The organism is Streptomyces sp. NPDC048483, from assembly GCF_040651455.1.
Taxonomy (GTDB): domain Bacteria; phylum Actinomycetota; class Actinomycetes; order Streptomycetales; family Streptomycetaceae; genus Streptomyces.
This window is the reverse complement of record NZ_JBEZJZ010000030.1, coordinates 1-23,458: the sequence shown is the minus strand read 5'-3', so window position 1 is coordinate 23,458 and position 23,458 is coordinate 1. Positions and strand designations below refer to the sequence as shown.

16 protein-coding genes and 1 pseudogene are annotated in these 23,458 nt (G+C 70.8%); 14 read left to right on the top strand and 3 right to left on the bottom strand.

Annotation, left to right across the window (positions count from 1 at the left end; translation table 11 throughout):
- Positions 1–40 precede the first annotated feature (40 nt).
- From AB0D04_RS17960 to AB0D04_RS17920, 9 genes are all read left to right on the top strand, one after another.
- The gene (locus AB0D04_RS17960) at positions 41–2,506 is read left to right on the top strand and encodes a DNA polymerase III subunit gamma and tau (RefSeq protein WP_362703923.1); all 2,466 of its coding nucleotides are present in this window, start codon (positions 41–43) and stop codon (positions 2,504–2,506) included.
- A gap of 287 nt (positions 2,507–2,793) precedes the next feature.
- Positions 2,794–3,147 (top strand): YbaB/EbfC family nucleoid-associated protein, encoded by a 354-nt coding sequence (locus AB0D04_RS17955; RefSeq protein WP_362703921.1) that lies wholly within the window; start codon positions 2,794–2,796, stop codon positions 3,145–3,147.
- A gap of 51 nt (positions 3,148–3,198) precedes the next feature.
- Positions 3,199–3,798 carry a recombination mediator RecR gene (recR, locus tag AB0D04_RS17950; RefSeq protein WP_362703919.1) on the top strand — a complete coding sequence of 200 codons (600 nt, stop codon included), beginning with the start codon at positions 3,199–3,201 and terminating at the stop codon, positions 3,796–3,798.
- Positions 3,791–4,453: a DUF5063 domain-containing protein gene (locus AB0D04_RS17945; RefSeq protein WP_362703917.1), complete on the top strand. Its 663-nt coding sequence runs from the start codon at positions 3,791–3,793 to the stop codon at positions 4,451–4,453. The genes recR and AB0D04_RS17945 overlap by 8 nt, the downstream gene beginning before the upstream one ends.
- 293 nt (positions 4,454–4,746) lie before the next feature.
- The gene (locus AB0D04_RS17940; protein ID WP_362703914.1) at positions 4,747–6,018 is read left to right on the top strand and encodes an aspartate kinase; all 1,272 of its coding nucleotides are present in this window, start codon (positions 4,747–4,749) and stop codon (positions 6,016–6,018) included.
- Between the two features lie 13 nt (positions 6,019–6,031).
- On the top strand, positions 6,032–7,147 hold the full coding sequence (locus AB0D04_RS17935; RefSeq protein ID WP_362703912.1) for an aspartate-semialdehyde dehydrogenase: 1,116 nt from the start codon (positions 6,032–6,034) through the stop codon (positions 7,145–7,147).
- A 632-nt stretch (positions 7,148–7,779) separates the two neighbouring features.
- Positions 7,780–8,355, top strand: a complete 576-nt coding sequence (locus AB0D04_RS17930; RefSeq protein ID WP_362704032.1) for a SigE family RNA polymerase sigma factor — start codon at positions 7,780–7,782, stop codon at positions 8,353–8,355.
- 167 nt (positions 8,356–8,522) lie between these two features.
- Positions 8,523–9,923, top strand: a complete 1,401-nt coding sequence (locus AB0D04_RS17925) for a hypothetical protein (protein WP_362703909.1) — start codon at positions 8,523–8,525, stop codon at positions 9,921–9,923.
- Between the two features lie 135 nt (positions 9,924–10,058).
- Positions 10,059–10,952 (top strand): SURF1 family protein, encoded by an 894-nt coding sequence (locus AB0D04_RS17920; RefSeq protein WP_362703906.1) that lies wholly within the window; start codon positions 10,059–10,061, stop codon positions 10,950–10,952.
- Between the two features lie 57 nt (positions 10,953–11,009).
- Here the strand turns inward: AB0D04_RS17920 and AB0D04_RS17915 are convergent, their stop codons facing one another.
- A complete protein-coding gene (locus AB0D04_RS17915; protein WP_362703903.1) occupies positions 11,010–12,992 on the bottom strand; it encodes a prolyl oligopeptidase family serine peptidase in 1,983 nt (660 codons plus the stop codon).
- Positions 12,993–13,060: 68 nt separating this feature from the next.
- Here AB0D04_RS17915 and AB0D04_RS17910 point away from each other — a divergent pair, with 68 nt between their 5' ends.
- Both AB0D04_RS17910 and AB0D04_RS17905 read left to right on the top strand, forming a co-directional pair.
- Complete coding sequence (locus AB0D04_RS17910; protein WP_362703900.1) at positions 13,061–13,894, top strand: methyltransferase domain-containing protein; 834 nt, start codon at positions 13,061–13,063, stop codon at positions 13,892–13,894.
- Between the two features lie 206 nt (positions 13,895–14,100).
- The gene (locus AB0D04_RS17905; protein ID WP_362703897.1) at positions 14,101–15,162 is read left to right on the top strand and encodes a hypothetical protein; all 1,062 of its coding nucleotides are present in this window, start codon (positions 14,101–14,103) and stop codon (positions 15,160–15,162) included.
- Positions 15,163–15,237: 75 nt separating this feature from the next.
- On the opposite strand, the gene kdpB is transcribed toward AB0D04_RS17905, so the two are convergent.
- Entirely contained in the window at positions 15,238–17,427 is a 2,190-nt protein-coding gene (gene kdpB, locus AB0D04_RS17900; RefSeq protein ID WP_362703894.1) for a potassium-transporting ATPase subunit KdpB, read from the bottom strand.
- A 413-nt stretch (positions 17,428–17,840) separates the two neighbouring features.
- On the bottom strand, positions 17,841–18,278 hold the full coding sequence (locus AB0D04_RS17895) for a CBS domain-containing protein (protein WP_362703892.1): 438 nt from the start codon (positions 18,276–18,278) through the stop codon (positions 17,841–17,843).
- A 156-nt stretch (positions 18,279–18,434) separates the two neighbouring features.
- On the opposite strand from AB0D04_RS17895, the gene AB0D04_RS17890 reads away from it, so the two are divergent.
- The 3 genes and pseudogenes from AB0D04_RS17890 to AB0D04_RS17880 all read left to right on the top strand — a co-directional run.
- Complete coding sequence (locus AB0D04_RS17890) at positions 18,435–20,492, top strand: APC family permease (protein ID WP_362703889.1); 2,058 nt, start codon at positions 18,435–18,437, stop codon at positions 20,490–20,492.
- A 350-nt stretch (positions 20,493–20,842) separates the two neighbouring features.
- Entirely contained in the window at positions 20,843–22,939 is a 2,097-nt protein-coding gene (locus AB0D04_RS17885) for a bifunctional polysaccharide deacetylase/glycosyltransferase family 2 protein (RefSeq protein ID WP_362703888.1), read from the top strand.
- Between the two features lie 129 nt (positions 22,940–23,068).
- Positions 23,069–23,458 (top strand): annotated as a pseudogene (locus AB0D04_RS17880) (hypothetical protein); the annotation flags it as partial.

Below are 23,458 nucleotides of genomic sequence, written 5' to 3'. Positions count from 1 at the left end.
GCCGGTCCGGTTGTCAGTGGGGCCCGATATCGTCGTATGCGTGTCGTCCCTTGCGCTGTACCGCCGCTACCGGCCCGAGACCTTCGCCGAGGTCATCGGGCAAGAGCACGTAACCGATCCGCTGCAGCAGGCGTTGCGGAACAACCGGGTCAACCACGCGTATCTGTTCAGTGGGCCGCGCGGCTGCGGCAAGACGACCAGTGCGCGGATCCTGGCGCGGTGCTTGAACTGTGAGGAAGGTCCCACTCCCACGCCCTGCGGTACGTGCCAGTCGTGTGTGGACCTGGCGCGGAACGGGCGTGGGTCGATCGACGTGATCGAGATCGACGCGGCATCGCACGGTGGCGTGGACGACGCCCGTGAGCTGCGGGAGAAGGCCTTCTTCGGGCCGGCCGCCAGCCGCTACAAGATCTACATCATCGACGAGGCGCACATGGTGACCTCGGCGGGCTTCAATGCGCTGCTGAAGGTCGTCGAGGAGCCGCCGGAGCATCTGAAGTTCATTTTCGCGACCACGGAGCCCGAGAAGGTCATCGGGACGATCCGGTCGCGGACGCATCACTATCCGTTCCGGCTGGTGCCGCCGGGGACGCTGCGCGAGTACCTGGGGCAGGTGTGCGGCCAGGAGGACATCCCGGTCGAGGACGGCGTGCTGCCGCTGGTCGTGCGGGCGGGTGCCGGTTCCGTACGTGACTCGATGTCGGTGATGGACCAGCTGCTCGCCGGGGCGGCTGCCGACGGTGTGACGTATGCCATGGCCACGGCGCTGCTGGGGTACACCGACGGGTCGCTGCTGGATTCCCTTGTCGAGGCGTTTGCCGCGGGGGACGGGGCGGCGGCCTTCGAGGTGGTGGACCGGGTCATCGAGGGGGGTAATGATCCGCGGCGGTTCGTGGCGGATCTGCTGGAGCGGCTGCGTGATCTGGTGATCTTGGCGGCGGTGCCGGATGCGGGGGAGAAGGGGCTGATCGATGCCCCCGGTGATGTGGTGGAGCGGATGTCGGCGCAGGCGTCCGTGTTCGGGGCGGCGGAGCTGAGCCGGGCCGCCGACCTGGTCAATACGGGCCTGACGGAGATGCGCGGGGCGACCTCGCCGCGGCTGCAGCTGGAGCTGATCTGTGCGCGGGTGCTGCTGCCCGCCGCGTACGACGACGAGCGGTCGGTGCAGGCGCGGCTGGACCGGCTGGAGCGCGGCGCGGGTGCGGTGGCGCCTGTCGGCGGCGTGAGCGGGATGCCGGCCGGTGACGGCAGGCCCGGTGCCGGGGCGCCTGTGGTGTCCTCCGGGGGCGGGCCTGCGGCCGGGTATGTGCCGGGGCCGGAGGCCCATCCGGTGGCGCCGGCGGGACCGTCCGGGCCGGCGGCCGCGCGGGCCGCGGTGCGGGGGGCCACGGGCGCTCCGGGTGGTGGCGGTACGGATACGGGCCCGGCGACGGGTACGGGTGCAGAGGCACCCGCCGGGCAGGCCCCTGCTCCGGCTCCTTCGCAGGACGCACCGACCGTCGCTGGGGGCGCGCCCACCAGGCCCGCCGGCGGTTCCGGTGGCGAGCACCAGCGGGCCGATGCGGAGGGCGCGGCGTCGCAGGCCGGCGGGCAGGCGAGTGCGTCCGTACGGCCAGGGGCGTGGCCCGGAAGCTCCGGAGGCGGTGTCGGCGGCGGTGGCGGGCGGCAGCCCGGTGGCTGGCCGTCGGCCGCAGCGCCGGGGCAGGGGGGCCAGGGAGCGCAAGGAGGTGCGCCCGCCGGGCCGCCCACCAGTGCGCCCGCCCAGCCGCCCGCTGCCGGGCCCGCGGCCGGCGCGCCCGCGCCCGTACAGCAGCCTCCGGCCGGTGGCGCGCAGGGAGCCGCACAGGTGCGGCAGATGTGGCCGGACATCCTGGACGCGGTCAAGGGCCGCCGGCGCTTCACCTGGATCCTGCTGAGCCAGAACGCCCAGGTGTCCGGGTTCGACGGCACCACCCTGCAGATCGGCTTCCCCAACGCCGGAGCGCGCGACAGCTTCGCCAACGGCGGCAGCGAGGACGTCCTCAAGGACGTGCTGGCCGAGCGGTTCCATGTGCAGTGGCGGGTCGAGGCGATCGTCGACCCGTCGGGCGGTGCCAATCCGCCGGCCGGCGGTGCGCCCCGCAGCGGCGGTGGCGGCTTCGGAGGCGGGGCGCCCGCCGCTCCGCAGCAGTCGGCCCCCCAGCCGCCCCGGCAGAGCGCCCCGGCGGCGTCCGAGGGCGCTGGTGGCCAGTACGGCCAGGGAGGCCAGGGCGGCGGCCCCGTTGGCGGGGGCCAGGGCGCGCGGATGGCGCGGGAGGCGGTGGCCCCGGCGGCGTCCGCCGGAGGTGGCCGGAGCGCTCCCGCGGCGGAGCCCTCGTACACCCCGGAGCCCCCGCCGATGTCGATCGAGTACGACATGCCGGCTGAGGACGACCCGGATCTGGTCGACTCCGCGCTCAGCGGTCACGACCTGATCGTCCGCGAGCTGGGCGCGACCGTGGTGGAAGAGTTCAACAACGACGAGTGAGGGCGAGATGAGGGGGAGATGAGGGCAGGACGAGGGAGACGTGGGGGAGATGCCCGGGGTGACGGACTGTTGCCTGCCATTGCGGTCCGTCACAGGGGGGCGTCGGGCGGCCGATCCACAGGGGTACGCGTACGCCCGGATCGCCGTGAAACGGGGGCGTACGACGGTGCCTGCGGGGGCCTGCGGGGCATATACGGGCTCCTCCGTACGGCGTAGGGCGCGCGGGGCGGGAAACACGTAGGCTCGGGCTACCGCACCAATCGTTGTCGTATGGCAGGAGTCACGTCGTGATCCCCGGTGGTCAGCCCAATATGCAGCAGCTGCTTCAGCAGGCCCAGAAGATGCAGCAGGACCTCGCGGCCGCCCAGCAGGAGCTGGCGGAGACGCCCGTCGAGGGTTCCGCGGGCGGCGGTCTGGTCAAGGCGACGGTGACCGGCTCCGGTGAGCTCAAGGGCCTGGTCATCGACCCCAAGGCGGTCGACACCGACTCCGCCGAGGACACCGCCGAGACCCTCGCCGACCTCGTCCTCGCGGCGGTCCGGGACGCGAACGCCAGCGCCCAGCAGGTGCAGCAGGAGAAGCTCGGCCCGCTCGCCCAGGGGCTGGGCGGCGGCAGTGGCATCCCTGGTCTCCCCTTCTGAGGAGTAGCCAACTAGCGTACGCAGCACGGCAGAAGAGAGAGAAGACGTTCCGTGTATGAAGGCGTGGTTCAGGACCTGATCGACGAATTGGGCAGGCTGCCCGGCGTCGGTCCCAAGAGCGCGCAGCGGATCGCCTTCCACATTCTTCAGGCCGAGCCGACCGATGTCCGACGGCTCGCGAACGCGCTGATGGAGGTCAAGGCGAAGGTCCGGTTCTGCAGCACCTGCGGCAATGTGGCGCAGGAGGAGCAGTGCCGGGTCTGCCTGGACCCGCGGCGCGATCCGGCGGTCATCTGTGTTGTGGAGGAGCCCAAGGACGTCGTGGCGATCGAGCGGACGCGGGAGTTCCGCGGCCGCTATCACGTGCTCGGTGGGGCGATCAGCCCGATCGAGGGCGTCGGCCCCGACGACCTGCGGATACGGGAGTTGCTGACCAGGCTCGCGGACGGTGCCGTCAGCGAGCTGATCCTGGCCACCGACCCCAATCTGGAGGGCGAGGCCACGGCCACGTACCTGGCTCGCATGATCAAACCCATGGGGCTGAAAGTGACGCGACTGGCCAGCGGACTGCCGGTCGGAGGCGATCTGGAGTACGCCGACGAGGTCACGCTCGGGCGGGCCTTCGAAGGGAGGAGACTTCTCGATGTCTGATGCCACGCTGCACAACGCGACGCAGGACCCGGACGACTTCGCGGTATCGATCTCCGACTCGATCGAGAGTTTCATCGTCGCCGTGACGGAGGTCGCCAAGGGCGACGAGCCGGACAGCGCGGTGCCGTTCCTGCTGCTGGAGATCTCCCAGCTCCTGCTCACCGGCGGCCGGCTGGGCGCCCACGAGGACATCGTCCCCGACGAGCGGTACGAGCCCGACAGCGGGCCGGAGCCGGACGTGGACGACCTGCGGGAGCGGTTCGCGGCGCTGCTCGACCCGGTGGACGTCTACTCCGAGGTCTTCGACCCGTATGTGCCGCGCTCGGAGCCGGTGCCCTGCCGGATCTCCGACGACCTCGCCGACATCGTCACCGACCTGCGGCACGGCCTGGCGCACTACCGCGCCGGCCGGGTCGTCGAGGCGCTGTGGTGGTGGCAGTTCTCCTACCTCACGAACTGGGGCCCGACCGCCTCGGCGGCGCTGCGCGCGCTGCAGTCGCTGGTCGCCCACGTACGCCTCGACCAGCCGCTGGACGAGCTGGACGGCCTGGACACCGACAGCGGCACCGACGGCGACGAGGACCGGCTCGCCGAGGAGGCCGGAAAGGTCATGGCGGCGGAGATCGCGGGGCCGCTGGGGCTGCCCGGGACGTGAGCGGGCGGGGGCGCGCCGGGTCCCGAGCGTGTGACCTGAGTTACGTTCCCGTGTGCTCCGGCCCGTAGCGGGCATGCGCTGGCCGAGCGGGCGTGAGGATGCGCCACGCGGATCCGCCGCCGGACGCGGCGCTCGACAGCGGTCACGCCATGATCGCTATATGAGTTTCGCGTCTCACCATGTGGTATTTACGGGGCGGAGACCGCTCGCTCGTTAGACTGAGCCGACCGCAGTACCCCCATTTCCGGGGGTCCGGGAGGAAACTCCCGAAGAGACAGTTGCGAGGAGCGCACGTGGGCCTTGTCGTGCAGAAGTACGGCGGCTCATCCGTTGCGGATGCCGAGGGCATCAAGCGCGTTGCCAAGCGAGTCGTCGAAGCCAAGAAGAACGGCCACCAGGTGGTCGTCGTGGTTTCGGCGATGGGCGACACGACGGACGAGCTGATCGATCTCGCTCAGGAAGTGTCCCCGATTCCGTCGGGGCGCGAGTTCGACATGCTGCTGACCGCCGGAGAGCGGATCTCCATGGCCCTGCTGGCGATGGCGATCAAAAACCTCGGCCATGAAGCGCAGTCCTTCACCGGCAGCCAGGCCGGTGTCATCACCGACTCCGTGCACAACAAGGCACGGATCATCGATGTCACGCCGGGCCGGATCAAGAGCTCGGTCGACGAGGGCAATATCGCCATCGTCGCCGGCTTCCAGGGTGTGTCCCAGGACAAGAAGGACATCACGACGCTCGGACGGGGCGGCTCGGACACCACCGCCGTCGCGCTGGCGGCCGCGCTGGACGCCGAGTGCTGCGAGATCTACACCGATGTGGACGGTGTCTTCACCGCCGACCCGCGGGTCGTGAAGAAGGCCCGGAAGATCGACTGGATCTCCTTCGAGGACATGCTGGAGCTCGCCAGCTCCGGCTCCAAGGTGCTGCTGCACCGCTGCGTCGAGTACGCACGCCGTTACAACATCCCGATCCACGTCCGCTCCTCGTTCTCGGGGCTCAAGGGCACGTGGGTCAGCAACGAACCGCAAGGGGACCAGCCGATGGAGCAGGCAATCATCTCGGGCGTCGCACACGACACCTCCGAGGCGAAGGTCACGGTCGTCGGAGTTCCGGACAAGCCGGGCGAGGCGGCGCGGATCTTCCGTGCCATCGCGGACTCCGAGGTCAACATCGACATGGTCGTCCAGAACGTGTCGGCGGCGTCCACCGGGCTGACGGACATCTCCTTCACGCTGCCGAAGGACGAGGGCCGCAAGGCCGTCGCGGCGCTGGAGCGCACCCGTGCCGCGGTCGGCTTCGACTCGCTGCGCTACGACGACCAGATCGCCAAGATCTCGCTGGTCGGCGCGGGGATGAAGACCAACCCGGGCGTGACGGCGACGTTCTTCGAGGCGCTGTCGAACGCGGGCGTGAACATCGAGCTCATCTCGACCTCCGAGATCCGCATCTCGGTCGTCACCCGCGCCGATGACGTCAAGGAAGCCGTACAGGCCGTGCACAGCGCCTTCGGTCTCGACACCGAGAGTGACGAGGCCGTGGTCTACGGCGGCACCGGTCGCTGAGCGGCACCGGACCATGATTCCGGCCGAGGCGGGCCGTCCGTCCCACGAGGTCATCGCGGGGGCGGACGCCCGCGCGGCCACCAAGCCACATCTCGCCGTCGTCGGCGCCACCGGTGCCGTCGGCGCGGTGCTGCTCGGCATCCTGTCCGAGCATGCCGACATCTGGGGCGAGATCCGGCTGATCGCCTCCCCCCGTTCGGCCGGCCGCAAGCTGACCGTACGGGGCGAGGAGGTCGAGGTCGTCGCGCTGAGCGAGGATGCCTTCGACGGCATAGATGTCGCGATGTTCGACGTACCGGATGAGATCTCCGCACAGTGGGCACCGGTCGCGGTGGCCAAGGGCGCGGTGGTGGTGGACAACTCGGGCGCGTTCCGGATGGATCCGGACGTGCCCCTTGTCGTACCCGAGGTCAATGCCTGCGCGGCGCGGGTACGCCCCCGCGGGATCATCGCCAACCCGAACTGCACCACCCTCTCGATGATCGTCGCGCTGGGCGCGCTGCACGCCGAGTACGGGCTGAGCGAGCTGATCGTCTCCTCGTACCAGGCCGCCTCGGGGGCGGGACAGGCCGGCGCCGACACACTGCGCGCGCAGCTCTCCGCGGTGGCCGGTACGGAGCTGGGCACGACGCCCGGCGATGTGCGGCGCGCCCTCGGCGACACGCTCGGGCCGTTCCCGGCGCCGATCGCGCTCAATGTCGTGCCCTGGGCCGGGTCGCTCCAGGAGGACGGCTGGTCCTCGGAGGAGCTCAAGATCCGTAACGAATCCCGCAAGATCCTGGGGCTGCCGGATCTGCGGGTCACCGCTACCTGCGTACGGGTGCCGGTCCTGACGGGGCATTCGGTGACCGTGCATGCGCGGTTCGAGCGGGAGGTGACGGTGGCCGGCGCGCACGAGATCCTGGCCGCGGCGCCGGGGGTAGTGCTGAGCGACGACCCGGCGGAGGGCGAATTCCCTACGCCATGCGATGTGGTGGGGACGGATCCGACGTGGGTGGGGCGGGTGCGGCGGTCGCTGGATGACCCGCGGGCGCTGCAGCTGTTCGTGTGCGGGGACAACCTGCGCAAGGGGGCGGCTTTGAATGCGGCACAGGTGGGGGAGTTGGTGGCGGGGGAGTTGCGAGGGTAGAGGGGGAGCGGGGAGCGCGCGGGTACGGGGCTCGCGGGGGCGTGGGTTCTGTGCGGGGCTCGGCTGCGTGAGGTGTCTCGTCTGGTGTCCCATGTGTGTCCCGTGGTTCGGCCGGGTGGTGTGTCCCCTGGCTCGTCGCATGGTGTGCCCTGTGGCTCGTCTCGTGGCGTGTCGCTGTGACTTGGCGGGATGGGGTGTCGCGGGGTTGATCCCTCAGCGATACTTTGTGGATGCCATGTGTGACGTGTGAAGATCTTGTGAGTGATTGCCGGGCCGGGGCACTTGTTCCGGGCTGCTGATTCGTTCGACCGTTCGCCCCCGTCACACTGCAACCGGCAGTCGGGCGGGACACGTCTTCCTGGCCGCCCCTCGCGGGTGGCCCGGGGACGCCCGCGGGTCGCCTTAGGGGCCTCGGATTGCGGGGCAAGTGCGTCGGAAATATGGGGCATTGGGGAAGAGCTGGTACGCATGAGGGCATTGGATGCATCGTCAAAAGCGATGCCTTGCGCGTACAACCCTTATGGGGAGAAGCGTGTCCAACAGGCGTGGCAGAGGTACTCGGATTCACCATCGCCCCAGGGGGCACCGCAGGCGCGGCAGTGCGCCCGCCGCGCCCCCGTGCGTCCGGGGGCATGCCGGTGATCGCCCCCTGGCCCACCGCGCGCCCCGCGCAGGTTCCTTCTCAGCGTGGGGACACTGACGACGCGATGGCAGCGGGCACCACAGTCGATCACCTCACCGAGACCTACCGCGCGCACTACCGCTCACTGCTCGGCCTCGCCGCGCTGCTCCTCGACGACACCGCCTCCTGCGAGGACGTCGTCCAGGAGGCCTTCATCCGCGTGCACTCCGCGCGCAGCCGGGTGCGCGAACCGGAAAAGACCCTCGCCTATCTCCGTCAGACCGTCGTCAATCTCTCGCGCTCCGCGCTGCGCCGCCGCATCCTCGGGCTGAAGCTGCTCTCCAAGCCGATGCCGGACATGGCGAGCGCCGAGGAGGGCGCGTACGACCTGCTGGAGCGGGACCAGCTGATCAAGGCGATGCGGGGACTGCAGCGGCGGCAGCGCGAGGTGCTGGTGCTGCGCTATTTCGCCGATATGACCGAGGCGCAGGTCGCCGAGACGCTGGGCATATCGCTCGGCTCGGTGAAGGCGTACGGCTCGCGGGGCATCGCGGCGCTTCGCGTCGCGATGGAGGCTCCGGCATGAGTGGCAAGGTGTTCGGTCCGTATGAACCGGGCGATCGTTCCGAGGGGTTCGGCGGGGCCGGTCGGTTCGGTCGATTCGATCGGAGGAGCCGGACCGGTCGGGCGGGTCGTATGGGCCGTATGGGCTGGACGGGTCGGTTCGATCGGCTTGATCGGTTTGCTGGGCCGGTGACGGTCGGGACGGTTCCGTCGTCGGGGGCGGCCGGTTCGTACAAGGCCGCCGGCGCCTATGGCGTGCGCGGGCTGCCGGGTGATGCGGTGCGTGGGTTGTACGCGGCGCGTGAGGGGCAGGGGGCGGGAGCTTCTGGGGGCGTTGGCGGCCCCGAGTGCGGTGCGGGTCCTGAGACGGGTGCTGGTCCTGAGACGGGTGGCGGTCCCGAGTGCGATGGTCGGCCTGAGCTTGCCGGTGGTCCCGAGGCCGGTGATCGTTCCGGGGACGGCGATGACGTCGGTGCCGACGGTGGGGGTGCGTCCGGGGGCAGCGGTGACGGCCGCGGCCCCGGTGGGGGCGACGGCCCCGGGCTCGGAACCGGCGGCGGTTTCGGCGGAGACTTCGGCGGCGAGGACGACCTGAGGCGACTGCTACAGGACCGCGTCGGCGACCTGGAGCCCGCGCCGGACGCGCTGGAACACCTTCGCCGCGCGGTGCCGACCCGCCGCCGGCGCCGTAGGCATGTGGTCGTGGGCGCGGCCGCCGCGCTGCTGCTCGGCGGTACGTCGATCCCCGCCTTGGTGCACGTAGCGAATCTCAACGATCCAGCCGAGGACCGGCCCGCCAACGCCGCCAGCAGCCAGCGTGCCCAAGGCGCTTCCGAGGGTGCACACGGCGAGGGCACCGAGCATGCCTTCCCGCAGCCGACCGGCAAGGTCGGCAAGCGGCCGGGCGCGGACAAGCCCGCGGGCAAGGGCGGTCGGCCGACGGAGAAGAACGGCGCCGGCCAGGGCGCCGGCGTCGGTACCCCGTCGCCGGACGAGACGATGGACGTCAGCTCTCCGGCCTGCGGTCGCGATCAGCTCGGTCAGGGCACCGGCTCGGCCGGCCCGGCGGATTCGGCCGGCCGCGTCTACGGAGCATTCCGGGTCGTCAATACGTCCGGCACGGCCTGCTCGATCGACGGCGGCGGCGCCGTCGGTGTGACCGCGCAGGGCACCACGAACGCCGACCGCATTCATGTCGTCGACCACACCTCGGGCGACGAAGCCGCCGGGCTGCCCGACCCGGCCACCACTCCTGACCAGCTGGTTCTCCAGCCGGGCGAGGCGTACGAGGTCAAGTTCGCCTGGATCCCGGAAGCCGGCGGCGGGCCGACCGGATGCGCCAAACCGGGGCCCTCGCCGACGCCCGAGCCCTCGACACCGCCCGGGGAATCCCCGGCGGCCGCGGCGGCGGACGACAGCAGCGGTGGTGAGGCGGGCGGTGCGGACGGCGGCGACGGTGGCGGTACGGCGTCCGGTGGCGTGGTTCTCAGCCACACGCCGGAGGCCGGTGAGCCCGCCGCGACGGACGCCAAGATCGCTGACGCGTGCGCCGGAACGGTGTACCGGACAGAGGCGCTCGCGGCGCAGTAGCGGGTGCGCGGGACGCCGTCGGCCTGGTGGCGGCAGCGCGGCCCCGGTCGCGTACGAGCGCGGCTCCCGGTGTCCGGAAGCAGGCCTGGAGGGGGCGGTGCGGCCCCACCGTTCGGGCCCCGTACCGTTGGTGGGGTGTACCGGTTCCTGCTGACCCCGCGGTGGTGGGGGATCAACGTCTTCGCCGTGCTGGCGATTCCCTTCTGCATCTTCATGGGCAGTTGGCAGCTGGGCCGCTTCGAGAGCCGCGTCGATACGCACCAGCAGCAGGAGGACCGCTCCGCGCGGGCCAAGGCCGCCGCCGCCCGGCCGCTGGAGAGCCTGCTGCCGGTCGACCAGGTCACCTCCGGCCGCCAGGCCGGCGCCCGCGGGCGCTATGACGCCGCCCATCAACTGCTCGTACCCGACCGCACCTTGAGCGACAAGGGCGAGCGGCGGGGCTTCTACGTGCTGACCCTGCTGCGTACGGACGGGGGCAAGGCCCTCCCGGTCGTACGGGGCTGGCTGCCCGGCGACGCCGACACCAAGGCCGACCGGGCGAGGGTGCCCGCGCCGCCGAAGGGCGAGGTGACGGTCACCGGGGCGCTGCAGGCGTCCGAGAACGAGGGCACCGACGGGGTCCAGGCCGGGGGCGGGCTGCCGCAGGGCCAGCTCGGCATGATCAACGCGGCGTCGCTGGTGAACATCGTCCCGTACAAGGTCTACGACGCCTGGATCACGCTCAACGACGCTCCCGCCCCGCTGCACGCCGTCCCGCCGACCGCCGCCCAGGGCAGCGGCCTCGACCTGAAGGCCTTCCAGAACCTCGGCTACACCGGCGAGTGGTTCGTCTTCGCCGGCTTCGTCGTCTTCATGTGGTTCCGCCTCTTCCGCCGTGAGGCCGAAGTGGCGAAGGACGCGGCACTGGGCATCCTCCCGGCGGGTGGCGACGCGGGGGCGGACGGCGAGGCGGACGGCGAGGCGGATGGCGCGGCGGACGGCACGGGAGCGGGAGCGGGAGCGGGCGGGGAGCCTGTGGCCCACGCCTGAGGCCTGCGCCTCCTGGGGGCCTCCCCCCCCGCCCCCCGCCCCTCCCGCGTCCCGCCCTTAAGCCTCCTCCCCCGCCACGTACCGCTGCGTGAATTCGAGCTCCAGGCGGACCTGCTTGATGCGCTCCTCCACGACCAGCGATCCGTGCCCGGCGTCGTAGCGGTAGACCTCGTGCGGATGGCCGCGCTGTTCCAGGCGCTGGACGTAGTTCTCCACCTGGCGGATGGGGCAGCGCGGATCGTTGACGCCCGCGGAGATGTAGACCGGGGCCCGCACCTTGTCCACATACGTCAGCGGTGACGATGCCTCGAAGCGCTCCGGGACCTCCTCGGGAGTGCCGCCCAGAAGGGTCCGGTCCATCGCCTTGAGGGCTTCCATTTCGTCGTTGTACGCCGTGACGTAGTCAGCGACCGGGACCGCCGCCAGGCCCACGGCCCACACCTCGGGCTGTGTCCCGAGGCCGAGCAGTGTCAGGTAGCCGCCCCATGAGCCGCCGGCCAGTACCAACCGCTCCGGGTCGGCGAGCCCGGACGAGACCGCCCACTGGCGTACCGCGTCGATGTCCTCCAGCTCGATCAGCCCGACGCGGTGCTTGAGCGCATCCGTCCAGGCGCGGCCGTAGCCGGTCGAACCCCGGTAGTTGACGCGGACGACCGCGAAGCCGTGATCCACCCAGGCCGCCGGGGACGAGGCGAAGGCATCGCTGTCGTGCCAGGTCGGGCCGCCGTGGATGTCGAAGACCGTCGGGAAGGGCCCCTCGCCCGCGGGCTTCTGCACCAGCGCGTGGATACGGCCGCCGGGACCCTCCACCCAGGTGTCGGTCACCGAAACGGAGACCGGTGCCTTTATCCCCGGCGGGTCCAGCACGACGTTGCCGCTCGTCGACCGCACCTCCGGCGGCAGCGCCGCCGAGGACCACAGGAACTCCACCGTCCCGTCCGGCCGGGCCGTCGCGCCCGAGACCGTACCGGCCGGTGTCTCCAGCCGGGTCAGTGCATGTCCGGCCCCGGATCCGTCGCCCGTACCGTCGGCGGAAGCCGGCGCACCCAGGTCGTAGCGCCACAGTTCGCTCCGCGCCTGGTACTCGTGCTCCACCAGCAGCGCCGACCCGTCCGGGTACCAGTCCGCACCCACATCGCCGGGCAGGTCTATCGCCAGGGCCGTCTCCACCCCCGTCACCGGATCCCAGATCATCGGCTCCCACCGGCCCCGACGCTGATGCCCCACCAGCAGCCGGGAGTCGCCGTCCACCGGCGCGAAGCCCATCACCGACAGGCCCAGCTCCTCGGTCCCGCCGTTGGTGTCGTCCAGCTCCGCCACCGTCGAGCCGTCCGTCCGTACGATACGGATCGCGGAGTGCATCGCATCGCCGTGCTCGGTGTGCTCTATCGCGATCAGTGAGCCGTCGTGCGAGAGATCGCCGACGCCCGCCGATTCGTGGTGGCGGTAGATCTCCACCGGTGCCGCTCCGGGCCGTACGACATGGACCGTCGAGCCCTCGTCGTCCGTGGAGCAACCGACGACCGCCGTGCCGTCGCGGCCGATCGACAGCCCCGAGGGAAACGAGGCGGCCAGGCCCGGAGTGGCCGGCTCATCGGGGCCGCCCGCGAACGGCTGCCGCATCCAGACGCCGAACTCGTCCCCGTCCGTGTCCGAGAACCACCAGATCCACTCGCCGTCCGGCGACAGCGTCCCGTCGGTTGTGCCGTTCGGCCGGTCCGTGGCCTGTCGCTGGCCGCCGGTCGCGCGGTCCCAGGCGTACAGCTCGAAGGTGCCGGTGGCGTTCGAGACGAACAGGGAACGGTCCGGGGCGTCCTCGGCCCAGTCCGGCAGGCCGATCCGCGGTGCACGGAACCGCTTCTCCCAGTCGGGGAGGTCTGCGGGGACGGTCGAGCCGGCGGTGCTTGCGGCGCCCGTGGAGGCGGTCGAGACGGCCGAGACGGTTGCTGTGGTGGAGCCGGTGGCGCTGGTGGAGGGGGCCGGATCGTCCGGACGGTTCGGGTCGGGGGCCTGGGCGGAGCCTGTGGTCTCGTTCGTCATGGGCCCATTCTGCGCCCGGCGCAAGAAATGCGTTGGCGGGGCTGTCAGCCTGTGGATAACTTCGCCGTATGCGTAGACATACCGGCCCCGACGGCTGGCGCGAGGCCAACCGCGCGATGTGGGACGAACGCGTGGCCATCCACACCGCGAGCGATTATTACGACCAGGACGGCTTCCGCCGCGCCAGAGACGTGATCCGCGACTTCGAGATCGCGGAGGTCGGTGATGTCACCGGCCGTACCCTGCTGCACCTCCAGTGCCACTTCGGCCAGGACACTCTGTCCTGGGCCCACCGCGGTGCAGCCCACGTCGTCGGCCTGGACTTCTCCGAACCGGCCATCGAGGCCGCCCGCGACATGGCCGCCGAACTCGGCTACGGCCCCGACCGCGCCTCCTTCGTCGCCGCCGATGTCTACGACGCCGCCGAAGCCGTCCCCGATGCGTCGTACGACATCGTCTACACCGGCATCGGCGCCCTGAACTGGCTCCCGGACCTGGTCCGCTGGGCCGAGACCGCCGCCTCCCTCATCGCCCCCGGCGGCTTCCTCTACCTCGCCGAATTCCACCCGCTGTGCGACGCCCTGGACGAGGCGACGGGATCGCGCATCACGTACGACTACTTCAGCCGTGCGCCGTGGGTGGACGAAACCCCGGGCACCTATACGGACTTCGACGCGCCGACGGTCAACAACCGCAGCGTCGAGTGGCAGCACCCGCTCGGCGATGTGATCACTGCCCTGGCAGGCGCCGGGCTGCGGATCGACTTCCTGCACGAACACGACATGACCATGTTCGAGCGGTTCGGCGCGCTGCGCCGCACTGACGATGGCTATTACCGGTTTCCGGACGACCGCCCGCGCATTCCCCTCATGTATTCGCTGAAGGCCGGCCGTCCACGGTGAGCCCGCCGCGGGCCCCGTACACCAGGGGCCCGCCGCATTCCGTTCAATCCTGGACGGATAATCTGTCGCCCGGTTCGGTCCCGCCGGACGGCCGATCGACCGTACGGCCCGACCGCCATTGAGGTCCGGACCACAAGGCCCGGACCGCGAGGCAGCGTGGCAGTGTCACAGATCAACGGGGGTTTGTCGTGCGGGTGCGCAGACGTATGGCCGGTGCCGCGGGCGTCGGTGTGTTCATGCTGCTGGCTGTGGGATGCGGCGGCGCAGCGACGCCGGGCAAGGCGTCGCCGGGGCCGTCCGAGGCCGTCCGGCCGGCCAAGCCGCTGCCGCTGAAGTCCGCGCCGCGGCAGGCCAGCTGGACCGACTCCGACGACGCGGTGCACCAGCTGCGGCTCACGCCCACGCGGCTGGCCCGCGGCGCGGACTCCGACCTCCGGCACGTTCAGCTGGACGACGACCTCAAGGGGCAGGTGCCGTACTACCTCACGTTCTCCTACACCAACACCGGCAAGGGGACGGTGGACCGCCCGGACCCGGCGCGGAACTTCTCCGTCAACGGGGCGGACGGCCAGGCGGCCCAGCAGGTCTCGCTGTTCCAGAGCAACCCGATGGCCACCAGCTCGGGCGTGCCGCCCGAGTGCCGCGGGGGCAGCAAGGACACCCTCGCCCCCGGTGACTCCACGGCGGACTGCGTGATCTTCATGCTGCCGAAGGGGGCGCAGCCGGCGACCGTCTCGTACAAGGACGACGACAGTGGCACGCTCCTGTGGCAGGTGGGCGGCGCCAAGGGCGGTGCCTCCGGTGGCGTGCTGCCCGTGGGCAAGCCTGCCGACGGGGTGACGGCGGACAGCAGCCGCCGTTCCGTTGCTCTGCGCATCACACCGAAGGGCGTGCGTACCGGCTCCCTCGCCGATCTGAGCCGGTTCGACCTGGACGCGGACAAGAAGAAGCTGGTCCCGTACTACGTGACGATGCAGTACCGGAACACCGGCAGCCATGACCTGCTGCCCAGCATGAACAACGGGGTGATGCTGCGGAGCGCCGGCGGCCAGGAGGCGAAGAAGCTGATCCTGATCGACATCGGTGGCCCCGGTGTCTCCCAGTGCCCCGAATCCGTCCCCCACGAGATGGTGAAGCCGGGGGCCACGGTCACCGAGTGCTCCACCCACCTGATGGAGAAGGGGGATCCGCCGGTCGCCGTCGTCTTCCAGGGCGAAGGGGAAGGCCGGTCGGTCACCTGGCGGGCGAAGCCGGAGGGCGGCGAGTAGGTCCCGAAGTGCCGGGCCCGGTACCGGAGGCGGGCCTGGTACGGGAGGCGGGCCCGGTGGGCGATGCGGGTGCCCTCAATTCCCCAGCCCCGGCACCGCCGAGACCATCATGTCGATGATCTTGATGCCGGCGAACGGTGCGACCAGGCCCCCGAGGCCGTAGACGGCCAGGTTGCGCCGCAGCAGGTCGTCCGCCGAGGACGGGGTGTAGCGCACGCCGCGCAGTGCGAGGGGGATCAGCGCGACGATGACCAGCGCGTTGAAGATGATGGCGGAGGCGATCGCCGAGGTCGGGCTGTGCAGGCCCATGATGTTCAAGGCCGCCAGGCCCGGATAGGTGCTGGTGAACATGGCGGGGATGATCGCGAAGTACTTTGCGACGTCGTTGGTGATGGAGAAGGTCGTCAGCGCTCCCCGGGTGATGAGGAGTTGCTTGCCGATCTCGACGATCTCGATGAGTTTGGTCGGGTTGGAGTCCAGGTCGACCATGTTCCCGGCCTCCTTGGCGGCGGAGGTGCCGGTGTTCATGGCGACGCCGACGTCCGCCTGGGCCAGTGCGGGCGCGTCGTTCGTACCGTCGCCGGTCATGGCGACCAGCTTGCCGCCGGCCTGTTCGCGTGTGATGAGCGTCATCTTGTCCTCGGGTGTGGCCTCCGCCAGGTAGTCGTCCACGCCCGCCTCTTGGGCGATGGCCTTGGCCGTCAGCGGGTTGTCGCCGGTGATCATGACGGTACGGATGCCCATCCGGCGCAGCTCGTCGAAGCGTTGGCGGATGCCGTCCTTCATCACGTCCTTGAGGTGGACGACGCCGAGGACGCGTCGCCCGTGGGCATCGTGCACCGCCACCAGGAGCGGGGTGCCGCCGGAGGCCGCGATCGCGTCGCTGAACCACCGTGCCTCGGGCGGGACGTGGCCCCCGTATCGCTCGACCCACTCGATGACCTGGACGGCGGCGCCCTTGCGGATCGCGCCGCTGCTGCCGTCGGACCAGCGCAGATCGACGCCGCTCATCCGGGTCTGCGCGCTGAACTCGACGTAGGCGAGGTGCCTGAGGTCCTCCTCCGCGGGGGCCGGGAGGGCGTAGTGGCGCTCGGCGAGTGTCACGACGGAACGGCCTTCCGGGGTCTCGTCGGCCAGGGAGGACAGCTGGGCGATCTGGGCGAGCTGGAGGGCGTCGATGCCGGGCAAGGGAACAAAAGCGGTTGCCTCGCGGTTACCGAGAGTGATGGTGCCGGTCTTGTCCAGCAGCAGTGTGTTGACGTCGCCGGCCGCCTCTACGGCGCGCCCCGACATCGCCAGCACATTGCGCTGTACGAGCCGGTCCATCCCGGCGATGCCGATCGCCGAGAGCAGCGCGCCGATGGTGGTCGGGATCAAGGTGACGAGGAGGGCGACGAGGACGGTGGTGGACGGTGTGGCGCCCGCGTATCCGGCCATGGGCCGGAGGGTGACGACGATCAGGATGAAGCCGATGGTGAGCGCGGCGAGGAGGATGTTGAGGGCGATCTCGTTCGGGGTCTTCTGCCTGCTGGCGCCCTCGACCAGGGCGATCATGCGGTCCAGGAAGGAGTGCCCGGGGCGTGCGGTGACGCGCACGACGATGCGGTCGGACAGTACCGTCGTACCGCCCGTGACACCGCTGCGGTCGCCGCCCGCCTCCCGGATGACGGGCGCCGATTCCCCGGTGACCGCCGACTCGTCGACGGCGGCGATACCGTCGACCACATCGCCGTCGGCGGGAATGAGCTCGCCCGCCTCGATGAGCAGGAAGTCGAACTGCCGCACCTCGCTTGCCGCGATGGCCTCGGTCTCGGCGTGGTGCAGCTGCATACCGACCCGGAAGTTGCGCAGCCGCAGCGTGACGGTGTCGGTGCGTGCCCTGCGCAGGGAGGCGGCCTGCGCCTTGCCGCGGCCTTTGGCGACCGCCTCCGCGAGGTTGGCGAAGATCACCGTAAGCCAGAGCCAGAGGCTGATGACCCAGGTGAAGACGGAGGGATGGAAGGCCGCGGAGAGCGTGGTGAGCAGGGATCCGGCCGCGACGACGAAGAGGACGGGGTTGCGGGACAGCGCCCGGGGGTGCAGCTTGCGCAGCGCGTCGGGGAGGGAGGTGAGCAGCTGTTGGGGCTCGAAGAATCCGCCGGCCTGGCGTCGCCGCCGCCCTGACCGGCCGCGTGGTGCCCTTGTTGCGTTCGGTGCCTGATCGTCAGTTGGTGCCGGATCGTCCTGAGGCGGCGTCGGAGTCTGCGACGGGGCGGCGGGAAGCATGCGCGGAGACCTTCTGCGCGTCCACGCCGCTCGCCTGCGCGGGCGGCCGGACGGACCGATCGGGGACGGGGAGCGGTGGCCGCCGAGCCCTGTCGGTGCCCAGCCGGTCAGCTGCGCCGATGTCCGCGGATGTCCGGCGGCCGAAAGGAAATCTAGGCCGTATACGGCGCCCGAATGCCGCGCTGCGTAAGGAATTTGCGGCTCTCTTACGGCCGGCCTGCCATCTCACCGGAAGAAAGGTGAGGCGCCGTCGAACCTCCGTCAAACCTCCGTCAAAAGAAACCGGGCAGGCGCCAGAATGCCGTCAAGGAATGTGGCGTCGAAGGAATGCGTACGTCGGACCGGGCCAGGGGCGGGCGACCGAAGGATTTGACGTGATCGCCGGCTCCCCGGCCGCGGCCGGGGGGACGTAGCTAGCCGGCGCCCGCGTACACGCGGGTGGCGAATTCCGCGATCTGTTCGTCGCTGAGATTCTTTGCGAGATTGGCCTCCGTGATCATTCCGACCAGCTGGTGGCCGCCCTTGACGTCGATCACGGGAAGGCGCTTGATCTGGTGTGTCTCCATGGTCTCCAGGACCTCGGCGGCGCCCGCATCGGCGTCGATCCAGTGCAGCGCCTTGTCCAGGGAGCCGGCCTGCACCTCCGCCGGATTGATTCCTTCGGCGCAACACTGAATGACGATGTCACGGTCGGTGATGAGGCCCATGAGCTTGTTGTTGTCACCGCAGATGGGCAGGCAGCCGACATTCATGTCGCGCATCATTTTCGCCGCGTCGAGAAGCGTCTGGTGCGCGCCCACGCACTGCACCCCGGCGGACATGATGTCTCGGGCCCGTAGCGTCGTAGCCATGATTTCTCCCGCCTTCGGAACGTTGATTCCCCCGCCTTCGATGACACCACGGTTGGCTCTACGTCGCTCCCTGAGGTATGACCGCCCACCTGCTAGCCCTTCTGGCGGTCATGCCAAAGCCCCGCTCCGCGCCGGCCGGCCCGTACGCTCGCCCGCGTGGCGAAAATCGTGGACGCCGTCAAACGATTGCTGATCGGCCGGGCGCTGCCCAGCGAAGGCCTGCACGAGACGCTGCTGCCCAAACGACTGGCGCTGCCGATCTTTGCCTCCGACCCGCTGTCCTCGGTCGCCTACGCCACCCAGGAAATCCTGCTGGTCCTCACCCTGGGCGGACTGGCCTATCTGCATTTCGCCACCTGGGCGGCGGTCGCCGTGGTCTGCCTGCTGGCGGTGGTGGTGCTGTCCTACCGCCAGGTCGTCCATGCATACCCGTCGGGCGGCGGCTCGTACGAGGTGGTCTCCACCAACCTCGGGCCGTCGGCGGGCCTGGTGGTGGCCGCCTCGCTGCTGGTCGACTACGTCATGACGGTCGCCGTCTCGGTCGCGTCAGGGGTGGACAACATCATCTCTGCCGTCCCTTCCCTCAACGAGTACCGGACGGGGATGGCCGTCGCCTTCGTCGCCCTGCTCGCGACGGTGAATCTGCGCGGCGTCCGCGAATCGGGCCGCGCCTTCGCCGCCCCCACCTACCTCTTCATTGCCGGGGTGCTCCTCATGTGCGCCACCGGACTGTTCCGCTGGCTGATCGGTGACGCACCGGTGGCCGAATCCGCCGCGTACGGCATCGAGCCCGCCCCCGGCGACGCCGACCTGGCCGGTCTCGCGCTGCTCATGCTGGGGCTGCGCGCGTTCTCCAGCGGCTGTACGGCGCTGACCGGTGTGGAGGCCATCTCCAACGGTGTCCCGGCGTTCCGCAAGCCCAAGGCGAAGAACGCCGCCACCACGATGGGCGCCATGGGCCTGATCGCGATCACGATGTTCTCCGGCATCACGGCCCTCGCCCTGATCGCGAACGTCCACATCGCCGACGACACCTGCCGTCTCACCGGCTTCACCGGCGACTGCGCGACCACCCCGCAGCGCACCGTCATCGCCCAGCTCGCCGCGTCGGTCTTCGGCGGCGTCAACAGCGTCGGCTTCTTCTACATCCAGGCCGCCACCGCCCTGGTCCTCGTGCTGGCCGCCAACACCGCCTTCAACGGCTTCCCGCTGCTGGCGTCCATCCTGGCCCAGCACCGCTATCTGCCGCGCCAGCTGCACACCCGCGGCGACCGGCTCGCCTTCTCCAACGGCATCGTCGCGCTGGCCGTGGTGGCCGGAGCCCTCCTGTGGGCCTTCCACGCCTCCGTGACCGACCTCATCCACCTCTACATCCTGGGCGTGTTCACCTCCTTCACGCTCTCCCAGACCGGCATGGTCCGGCACTGGAACCGCGCCCTGCGCACCGAGCCGGCCGCGGCCCGACGGCGGCGCCACCACATCACCCGCGCCATCAACGCCGTGGGCGCCGTGGTGACCGGCCTGGTGCTGGTCGTCGTGCTGCTCACGAAGTTCACCCAGGGCGCCTACCTGGCGGTGATCGCGGCCGTCGTGCTGTGGGTGATGATGCGCGGCATCCGCCGTCACTACGACAACACCGCGGCGGAGCTCGCGGTTGCCGACCCGCGGACGGAGACCGTGGCGCCCTCCCGCGTGCACGCCGTCGTCCTGGTCTCCACGATCCACAAACCGACGCTACGGGCCCTGGCCTACGCCCGCGCCACCCGCCCCGACGTCCTGGAAGCGCTGACCGTCGCCGTCGACCGCGACGAGGCCGAGGCCCTCACCGCGCAATGGGAGGCAACGGGTTTCGACACCCCGCTGAAACTGCTTGCCTCGCCCTACCGGGAGATCACGCGCCCGGTCCTGGAGTACGTCCGGTCCATCGGCCGCGCCAGCCCCCGCGACGTGATCAGCGTCTTCATCCCCGAATACGTCGTCGGCCGCTGGTGGGAGAACCTCCTCCACAACCAGTCCGCCCTCTGGCTCAAGAGCCGCCTCCTGTTCGCCCCCGGCGTCATGGTCACCAGCGTCCCCTGGCACCTGCGCTCCTCCGAACTCCATCCGCACCGGCCGAGCGCCCGCGCGCCCGGCTCGGTCCGGAGGGGGGAACCGGCGGTGCCCCCTCGGCCCAGGAACGCCGGCCCCGGCCCGCAGTCCGAGCGCGGCCGGTGACGTCCACGCCCCCCGTCAGCGCCACCGCGACCGCCGGCGTCACACCCTCGTGATCCGGACAACAGACCGAAGAACGGACTGCGGCAATTGTCCTGACAAGTGCCCGGATGCTCATGGTCCGTGGCGCGTACCCCGGATCGGCCATGAGTACACTCGCCCACCATGTGTGAGGCCAGGCGGTACCGAAAACGACCCAAAATACGCGATGACCAACCATGCGCCGATGCATCCGCCCGGCGCGGAAAGGCCCTGCGGAACACGGTCGTTACCGTCGGAATCGCCCCCCACCGGACGGACGTGGTCCGAAGACACGTCCTGCCGGCCGTAGCCGAGGCGGCCCCGGGAGCGCTGTGAGGCGCCGCGCGAACCGAGGGCGGCATGCGCAGTCCCGCGACCCGCGGGGCCACTGGCTGCTGCTGCTCCTCGTCCTCCCCTTGATGTTCGGCGCCCTGCTCTTCGAAGGCTGGACCACCCATGAGGTCGACGCCGCCAAGACCCGCCAGGACTGCACCAGTCCCGTGCCGAGAGGCGTGGACACAGGCGGTCCGGTGCTGCGCTTCGACGGTGACAAGGTGACGTCCGCCGCGGCGCCCGCCCGCACCGTGGCGCTCACCTACGACGGCGGACCCGACCCCGTATGGACCCCCCGCCTGCTCGACCTGCTGCGCAAGCACCATGCGCATGCCACATTCTTCGTCCGTGGCGCCCAGGCGGCCCAGTACCCGGACCTGGTACGGCGGATCCAGGCCGAGGGCCATGAAATCGGCTCGAACACCTACACCGGCGCCGACATGGGCTCGGCCTCGCCGCTCCGCGCCTCGCTGGAGCTGTCGCTCACGCAGAAGGCGCTGGCGGGCAGCGCGGGCATCCACACCGGGCTGCTGCGGCTGCCGCAGACCACCGCGGTGGACACCATGTGCGGCGCCGAGTGGCAGGCGGCCCTCCGCGCCGGGGCGGAGGGGTACACGCTGGTCGCCGCCGACCGGTGGACCCGTAAGCCCTCGCAGGGCCTGATCCGGCAGCTCGACCAGAACGACGTCGCGTACAAGGAGACGGAAAAGCTGCTCGGCCGCCGTGATGCCGAGACGTTCACCACCGTATCGGCCGCGGCCGGGCAGCTCTCCACAGATCAGCCGGTGTCCGCCGTCGAGCGAGGGGTGGGCACGGCGCTGATCTGGGCCAAGACCCTCGGGCATGCGTTTGTCGGCGGGATGACCTGGGTGCTCGGGATAGCGGGCGGGCTGGGGGTGCTGCGGCTGGTGGTGCTGGTCTTCTTCGCCCGTGCCCATGTCCGCCGACTCACCCGCTTCCGTCCCGGTTCGCCCCGGCTGCGGGAGGTCACCGCCCCGGTGACGGTCCTCGTCCCCGCCTACAACGAAGAGGCGGGCATCGAGTCCACCGTCCGTTCGCTGCTCGCCTCCACCCACCGGTACCTGCAGATCATCGTGATCGACGACGGATCGACGGACCGGACGGCGGACATCGCCACCCGGATCGGCGACCCCCGCGTGGAGGTGGTCCGGCAGGCCAACGCGGGCAAGGCCGCCGCCCTCAACACCGGTCTGGCCCATGCGCGACACGACATCGTGGTGATGGTCGACGCCGACACCGTCTTCGAGACGGACGCCGTCCAACGGCTGATCCAGCCGCTCGCCCACCCGGCCGTCGGCGCGGTCAGCGGCAACACCAAGGTCGGCAACCGCCGTCGCCTGCTGGGCAGATGGCAGCACCTGGAATATGTCTTCGGGTTCAACCTCGATCGCCGGATGTTCGAGGTGCTGGAGTGCATGCCGACGGTCCCCGGCGCCATCGGCGCCTTCCGCCGGGACGCGCTGATGGGCGTCGGCGGGGTCAGCGAGGACACCCTCGCCGAGGACACCGACCTGACGATGGCCCTGTGGCAGGCGGGCTGGCGGGTGGTCTACGAGGAGAACGCCATCGCCTGGACCGAGGTCCCCACCTCGCTGCGCCAGCTGTGGCGGCAGCGCTACCGCTGGTGCTACGGCACGCTCCAGGCTATGTGGAAGCACCGCCGGGCCGCCGTCGAACTCGGCCCGGCCGGACGCTTCGGCCGCCGCGGGCTGAGCTATCTCGTGCTCTTCCAGGTCGCCCTGCCGCTGCTCGCGCCGATCGTCGACATCTTCGCGCTGTACGGGGCGCTCTTCCGCGGCCCTGTGCTGTCGGCCGGGGTGTGGCTGGGCTTCCTCGCCCTCCAGCTGGGCTGCGCCGGATACGCGTTGCGGCTGGACGGCGAGAAGGTGCGGACACTGTGGGCCATGCCGTTCCAGCTCCTGGTCTACCGGCAGCTGATGTACCTGGTGGTCATCCAGTCCGTGGTGGCCTTCCTGCTCGGCACCCGGCTCAAGTGGCAGCGGATGCACCGCTCCGGCACCGCCGCCCAGCACATCGGGCAGCCGGTCGCGTACGAGAGCCTCTCGTCGCGGTGACCGGGAGCTGAGCCGCCGCCAGGGCGCCCGCCCGCCTCCGGGCGGGCGCCTTGCACAGCACTTCGTCTCCCAGGCTGCAACTGTGCGGCCGTTTGGTGAAGAGCTCGTGAGCGGGCAGACTGTCCGCCCATGACTGACTGGCTGGACGGGTCGCCCCACACGAACCGGTACGGCGACGAAGCAGAGACGACGCATGCCCCCACCGGGCAGGTGTGGCGACCGACCGCATACCCGCCACAGGCGGGTCCCGCGGCGTCACCACACCGCCTCCCGGGCGGAGTTGACCCGTACGAGACGAGATTCCCGGCACCGTACGACACGCAGGTCCCGGCACCGTACGACACGCAGGTGCCGGCGCCGTACGACGCGGGCCCCCCGGCGCCGTACGACGCGGGCCCCCCGGCGCCGTACGACGCGGGCCCCCCGGCGCCGTACGACGCGGGCCCCCCGGCGCCGTACGACGCGCCCCTCGCGCCGCAAGACGCGGACCTCGCCTCGCCGCCGCTCCACGGCCACATA

Bases quoted from the DNA above. Each gene is read 5' to 3' on its own strand.
- AB0D04_RS17945 (WP_362703917.1), top strand. From the start codon at position 3,791: ATGTCTGATGCCACGCTGCACAACGCGACGCAGGACCCGGACGACTTC.
- AB0D04_RS17935 (WP_362703912.1), top strand. From the start codon at position 6,032: ATGATTCCGGCCGAGGCGGGCCGTCCGTCCCACGAGGTCATCGCGGGG.
- AB0D04_RS17930 (WP_362704032.1), top strand. From the start codon at position 7,780: ATGCCGGTGATCGCCCCCTGGCCCACCGCGCGCCCCGCGCAGGTTCCT.
- AB0D04_RS17915 (WP_362703903.1), bottom strand. From the start codon at position 12,992: ATGACGAACGAGACCACAGGCTCCGCCCAGGCCCCCGACCCGAACCGT.
- AB0D04_RS17910 (WP_362703900.1), top strand. From the start codon at position 13,061: ATGCGTAGACATACCGGCCCCGACGGCTGGCGCGAGGCCAACCGCGCG.
- AB0D04_RS17905 (WP_362703897.1), top strand. From the start codon at position 14,101: ATGGCCGGTGCCGCGGGCGTCGGTGTGTTCATGCTGCTGGCTGTGGGA.
- kdpB (WP_362703894.1), bottom strand. From the start codon at position 17,427: ATGCTTCCCGCCGCCCCGTCGCAGACTCCGACGCCGCCTCAGGACGAT.
- AB0D04_RS17895 (WP_362703892.1), bottom strand. From the start codon at position 18,278: ATGGCTACGACGCTACGGGCCCGAGACATCATGTCCGCCGGGGTGCAG.